This is a genomic window from Collinsella aerofaciens, from assembly GCF_009876115.1.
Taxonomy (GTDB): domain Bacteria; phylum Actinomycetota; class Coriobacteriia; order Coriobacteriales; family Coriobacteriaceae; genus Collinsella; species Collinsella aerofaciens_N.
The window spans coordinates 1-2,404 of the sequence record NZ_WWSY01000030.1; the positions used below are offsets into that span (position 1 = coordinate 1).

At 51.4% G+C, this 2,404-nt stretch carries 1 protein-coding gene; it reads left to right on the top strand.

Annotated elements, in window-relative coordinates:
* Positions 1–410 precede the first annotated feature (410 nt).
* On the top strand, positions 411–2,333 hold the full coding sequence (gene tet(W) / locus GT571_RS09905; RefSeq protein WP_161156979.1) for a tetracycline resistance ribosomal protection protein Tet(W): 1,923 nt from the start codon (positions 411–413) through the stop codon (positions 2,331–2,333).
* Positions 2,334–2,404: the final 71 nt, after the last annotated feature.

Here is a 2,404-nt window from a genome sequence, read left to right on the forward strand (position 1 = left end):
GGGTATCGGATTCCCACATTCATCCGTACATGTACGGATGAATGTGGGAAGTGTTCGGATGAAGTTGCCAATCAAGGGTTACATATAAGGGGAAGAAAAATTTCTTTTAGGTACTTGCTTTCCTAAAACTGATGTGATACAATGATTTTATCCAGAAAAGGAGTAAAAAATATGCGGCAAGGTATTCTTAAATAAAATTTGATAATGGGCGCAAAAATGATTGCCCCTTGCAGGGGCTTAGTTTTTGTACCCAATTTAAGAATACTTTTGCCTTTTTAGTAAATATCGTGACGACAGCGGCTCATGTAAGCCGTCATACTTCTGTTTGTCCGAAGTCATGATCCCCAGCGGTAAAAGTATTAGCCGCTGGGGATTTTTGCGCCCATTTGGGCCTTGTATGGAGGATAGACATGAACATTATCAATATCGGGATTCTTGCCCATGTAGACGCTGGAAAGACAACCTTGACGGAGAGCCTGCTATATGCCAGCGGAGCCATTTCAGAACCGGGGAGCGTCGAAAAAGGGACAACGAGGACGGACACCATGCTTTTGGAGCGGCAGCGTGGGATTACCATTCAAGCGGCAGTCACTTCCTTCCAGTGGCACAGATGTAAAGTCAACATTGTGGATACGCCCGGCCACATGGATTTTTTGGCGGAGGTGTACCGCTCTTTGGCTGTTTTAGATGGGGCCATCTTGGTGATCTCCGCTAAAGATGGTGTGCAGGCCCAGACCCGTATTCTGTTCCATGCCCTGCGGAAAATGGACATTCCCACCGTTATCTTTATCAATAAGATCGACCAGGCTGGCGTTGATTTGCAGGGCGTGTATCAGTCTGTTCGGGATAAGCTCTCCGCCGATATTATCATCAAGCAGACGGTGTCGCTGTCCCCGGAAATAGTCCTGGAGGAAAATACCGACATAGAAGCATGGGATGCGGTCATCGAAAATAACGATGAATTATTGGAAAAGTATATCGCAGGAGAACCAATCAGCCGGGAAGAACTTGCGCAGGAGGAACAGCGGCGGGTTCAAGACGCCTCCCTGTTCCCGGTCTATCATGGCAGCGCCAAAAAGGGCCTTGGCATTCAACCGTTGATGGATGCGGTGACAGGGCTGTTCCAACCGATTGGGGAACAGGGGAGCGACGCCCTATGCGGCAGCGTTTTCAAGGTGGAGTATACAGATTGTGGCCAGCGGCTCATCTATTTGCGGCTATACAGCGGAACGCTGCGCCTGCGGGATACGGTGGCTCTGGCCGGGAGAGAAAAGCTGAAAATCACAGAGATGCGTATTCCATCCAAAGGGGAAATTGTTCGGACAGACACCGCTTATCCGGGTGAAATTGTTATCCTTCCCAGCGACAGCGTGAGGTTAAACGATGTATTAGGGGACCCAACCCGGCTCCCTCGTAAAAGGTGGCGTGAGGACCCCCTCCCCATGCTGCGGACGTCGATTGCGCCGAAAACGGCAGCGCAAAGAGAACGGCTGCTGGACGCTCTTACGCAACTTGCGGATACTGACCCGCTTTTGCGCTGCGAGGTGGATTCCATCACCCATGAGATCATTCTTTCTTTTTTGGGCCGGGTGCAGTTGGAGGTTGTTTCCGCTTTGCTGTCGGAAAAATACAAGCTTGAAACAGTGGTAAAGGAACCCACCGTCATTTATATGGAGCGGCCGCTCAAAGCAGCCAGCCACACCATCCATATCGAGGTGCCGCCCAACCCGTTTTGGGCATCCATCGGACTGTCTGTTACACCACTCCCGCTTGGCTCCGGTGTACAATACGAGAGCCGGGTTTCGCTGGGATACTTGAACCAGAGTTTTCAAAACGCTGTCAGGGATGGTATCCGTTACGGGCTGGAGCAGGGCTTGTTCGGCTGGAACGTAACGGACTGTAAGATTTGCTTTGAATACGGGCTTTATTACAGTCCGGTCAGCACGCCGGCGGACTTCCGCTCATTGGCCCCGATTGTATTGGAACAGGCATTGAAGGAATCAGGGACGCAACTGCTGGAACCTCATCTCTCCTTCACCCTCTATGCGCCCCGGGAATATCTTTCCAGGGCTTATCATGATGCACCGAAATACTGTGCCACCATCGAAACGGTCCAGGTAAAAAAGGATGAAGTTGTCTTTACTGGCGAGATTCCCGCCCGCTGTATACAGGCATACCGTACTGATCTGGCCTTTTACACCAACGGGCAGAGCGTATGCCTTACAGAACTGAAAGGGTATCAGGCCGCTGTCGGCAAGCCAGTCATCCAGCCCCGCCGTCCAAACAGCCGCCTGGACAAGGTGCGCCATATGTTCAGTAAGATCACTGGTTGATTTCCGATCCCAACCGAACACATTGAGCTGACGGCACGCTCCCGCAGTTAACCGAACGCCCCCGAGGTCCT